This window comes from Candidatus Auribacterota bacterium (genome assembly GCA_026392035.1).
GTDB lineage: Bacteria > Auribacterota > Tritonobacteria > UBA1439 > UBA1439 > JAPLCX01.
In genome coordinates this window covers 1-3,879 of the sequence record JAPLCX010000103.1, presented here as the reverse complement: position 1 = coordinate 3,879, position 3,879 = coordinate 1, and the positions used below count along the sequence as shown (strand labels likewise).

Genomic DNA, 3,879 nt, shown 5'->3' with positions numbered 1-3,879 from the left:
CACGACGGATGTAAAGACGCTGGCGCCGGTGGTGAATCGGTTGCGCCGGCGTTTTGGTATAGGGAAAATATGCATTGTGCCAGACCGAGGGATGATAAGCGCGAAAACAGTAGCGGAGTTGGAACGCCCTGGGTATGAAGTAACCTATATTCTTGGCGCACGGATGAGGAAGCAGAAGGAAGTGCGGAGCGGGGTGTTGACACGCGGGGGAAGGTATGCGGAGGTATATCCACCCACGAGCACGAGACGGGGACCGGCACCCCTGAGAGTCAAGGAAGTGACATTTCGAGGAGGGGAAACCTGATCTTCGGCGAATACGGGCGAGGGGCGGGATTCAGGCGTGGGGCTCTCGTGTGGGAATCGCAACGAACGCCTCCACCACGCGCGGATTGAACTGGGTTCCAGAGTACTTCTTCAGCTCTTCGATCGCATCCCCCTTGCTCAGCGCGGGACGGTATGCCCTCGCGCTCGTCATCGCGTCGTAGCTGTCGGCGACCGCGATAATCTGCGCGAAGATGTTGATGCTCTTGCCGTCCATCTTGTCCGGATAGCCGATCCCGTCATACCGCTCGTGGTGGGATCGCACGATGTCAAGCATCTCCTTGTCGAACACCACCGGTTTTAATATATCCTCGCTGATCATGGGGTGATCATGGATTATCTTCCACTCCTCATCGGTGAGCCGGCCTTGTTTGTTGAGTATCTCCTTCTGGATGATAATTCCACCGCCGCCCACACAATCATTCAACTCTCACAAGGGACCGAAGGCGCTCAAAATCGCAGGGATCTGGGCCGACGTGATCACCTTTTTAGAGACGAGGCCTTTGATAGTATCCTTGGGGAACACCACGCGGATCCCGCAGTCACGCAGCTTCACCTCCGCTGGTGCGCTGTCGCCGATGACAATCATATCCGCCTCACCGACCTTCAGATCGCGGGCCACCTCGGAAGCGAGTGACGCCCTCCTGATTTCATCGCCGGGGATGCGCTCCAGCTCCCCTGTGAGCCTGGCCTTCTCTGTGAGGAGCCGGTGGGCATGGATTCGATTCACATAGGGGTACTCCAGGAGCGGATTGAGAAAAAGATCGAATCCCTCCGTGATGAGCACAACCACAAAGCCCATCTGTTTGAGCATGTGGAGGAGGTCCTCGCCATCTGAATTCAGCCGCAGGCCTGAGGTGATTCTCCCGACGGTTTCCAGCTTGAGGCCTCCGAGCGCCGCTGCTGCCTTGCGCTGATCGGGGAATGGTTTCTCCGCACCGGACAGGAGTTCTTCACGGAGCCCTTCCTCAACCAGGTTCCGGTTCACGGTGAAGGCAATGAGGCGCGGATATTTTCGGTAGATATCCTCTGTCTGGAAAAAGCAGCGCATGCCGATCTTTTTCATCTCTGCGGCAACGCTCCTCTCGATGGACGCCCTGGGCCCCGCCGCGGCGCTCCAGTCAAGATCCATCTCCATGGCGAAGAGCTCGCCGCGCGATATCATTCGCGCGCCCTCGACGTTGACGCCATTGTTGGCGAGCACGAAGGTGGCGCTCGAGACAATACCGGGGTGGTCCGCCCCGATGAGGAGCAGCCGCATCATCCGCTTCGCCCTCAGGCGGGGCAGGAACTGCTGTTTCTCGGCGATGATCTGGAGGCCGGACTGGTGGGCCACCGCCTGCATCTTGGCGATGAACTGTGAGCCGCTTATTTTCGCGCCAGTGAGATCCACGGTGAGGAAGATCGAGAAGAGGCCGTGAAACACGTCCTCTTCCATGTCAATGATGTTGCCGTGCGTATCGGAGATGATCGAGGTGACCAGCGAGACGAGGCCGGTGACGTCCCGCCCCATCCCGCACACCACGTATATCTCCCTTGGTTCCGCCATGCCATTCACCTTTAAGATGGAGCAATTCTAGCAGCAGGCCGCCCGCGCGTCAAATGTTTAGCCAGGTGTGATTCTCTATCTGACAACAATCTTTTTCAGAGAGTAGCAAAGGGCGGTGTCTATACGCAGGGGCTCTCGTGCGGGCACCACACCGGCAATCAGCGTATACTCTCACCTGGGGCGACGCCCTTGAGGATCAGGTTGGCGAGCCTCGCGGTATAGCCGGCGTGAAGAACAGGGATGGAACTGACCAACGGCGTTACTCCCTTTGCCAACCTATTATACCCCGTAAGAGAGGAGCGCGAGCCATTGGGAAAAATAATGACACAGTAACCGTCGAACGGTTGATCGATGGCACTGTGACACGCAACATCCACGATGAGCCGATCACCGTTGCTCACAGTCGGGGCGCTCACCCTCAGATCAATACAGGGGACCGGGGTCTCTGTCGGCGTTACGGGAGGAGTCGCGGTCACTGTGGCTATAGGTGTGGCGGTAGGCGAAGGTGTAACCGTGATGGGAGGAGTTGCAGTCTCTGTGGATGTAGGCATAGGTGTAACTGGGCTGGGATAATCGTTGGGATCCAAGGGATTGGTACCCGAGTTTATTTCATCGCCATCACTGAAGCCGTCTCCGTCGGTGTCATAATAATTCGGGTTGGTACCTATGCTATTGATCTCCACCTCGTCCGTCAGGCCGTCCGAGTCCGTGTCGCCATTCCTGATGAAAATGGGGCTTGTCAGGGCGACTTGCCCGTCCTCCTCGATGACAACGGCGAAGTAGAAGTCGCCGTGGGAAGGGGTTGGGTCCGCATATACAAGAGTGTACGATGTCCTATGGATGCTTGTCTTCATCGCCACGGCGCTGCCGTTTTTATAGATTCTGACCTCATCCAGGTAATCCGTTCCACCCTCCCCCGCGGTCAGGCGCAGATCAATAGGAGAGATACCCTCTGCATCGAGCGCCTCACCCATGATATAGGGATAGGTCAGTCCGTTGTCTTTAGAAACGCGTAATTCAATTTCGAGGGGATTGGTCTGGAAATCGGTATCCTGGGAAACATATGTTCTCCGCATCTGGAGGGCATCGAGAATATTCCCTCTCGTCAAACTCGTCGCGAGTGCAACCGTATTGAACTTCTCCCAGGCCTCTCCCCCGAACTCGCCCCACGTGTCATCGTGCGTATCCTTCGATCCGTCCACGCCGACTATCCAACCCTTCTCAATTGCCTCCGCATACTTGGCGACCTCGCCCGTGAGTTCTGCCCTGGTCAGTGCTGGAGGGAAGTCGCTCCTCACCTCCATCAGCCTCATGCACCAGGCCCCCTGGGAAGAAAATGCCCAATCATCCCAGTCAGACTCATCACTTATGGCAGGATGATTGAAATGCCCAAAGATCCGCAGGTCGGCGATCCTCTGGACAAACAGCTCGGGATAGAAGGTTCCTGGAGTCGTAGCAGGGATGAAATCTGGCACCATGTAGACGTTTCCATGTGTGTCATCTTTGGTCCATTCATAACCATAAAGTGTTACAAAAAAGCCATCATGGTTGGCGGCATCCGCCATCTCCTTCAGCTGCGTATACTCTTCAGGAGTCAGAGACATCGGATCGTCTGGCGCCGTGGGCAAGAAGTGGTCGGTCACGCAATAGAAATCCATACCCGCCACATCGCGTGCGTGGGCATATGCATCGGCTGGTGTGGAGCCATCAACCCCGTCTGAGAAACCGGTGTGGCTGTGGATATCGCCATGGAAATAAAAATATTCTCCATCTGCCGCAAAGGCGGTGGAAGAAAGCAGACAAACGCAATACAGTAACGCCCCCTCTCGCTTCATATCATACCCTTTGCTCATGCTACCACTACTTAACTGTAGTTTTGCACTTTTATAAGACAGAACTCGCTTGAGCCGTTATTCAAAAACGGCTACAGGAACACTTTTATAATGCATCAGCAGGCCAAGAAGCCTGCATTTTGCGCCGAAACGCTATGCGGCAAGTTTCGCGAGCGC

4 protein-coding genes are annotated in these 3,879 nt (G+C 55.9%); 1 reads left to right on the top strand and 3 read right to left on the bottom strand.

Translation table 11 applies throughout. The features are described from left to right. On the top strand, positions 1–304 hold a 304-nt coding region (locus tag NTX71_11220; GenBank protein ID MCX6340467.1), incomplete at its 5' end, for a transposase. Between the two features lie 30 nt (positions 305–334). Here the strand turns inward: NTX71_11220 and NTX71_11215 are convergent. From NTX71_11215 to NTX71_11205, 3 genes are all read right to left on the bottom strand, one after another. Continuing rightward, positions 335–736 carry an HD domain-containing protein gene (locus tag NTX71_11215; GenBank protein MCX6340466.1) on the bottom strand — a complete coding sequence of 134 codons (402 nt, stop codon included), beginning with the start codon at positions 734–736 and terminating at the stop codon, positions 335–337. Positions 737–751: 15 nt separating this feature from the next. Then, positions 752–1,870: a haloacid dehalogenase-like hydrolase gene (locus NTX71_11210; GenBank protein MCX6340465.1), complete on the bottom strand. Its 1,119-nt coding sequence runs from the start codon at positions 1,868–1,870 to the stop codon at positions 752–754. 158 nt (positions 1,871–2,028) lie between these two features. Continuing rightward, entirely contained in the window at positions 2,029–3,723 is a 1,695-nt protein-coding gene (locus NTX71_11205; GenBank protein ID MCX6340464.1) for a hypothetical protein, read from the bottom strand. Positions 3,724–3,879: the final 156 nt, after the last annotated feature.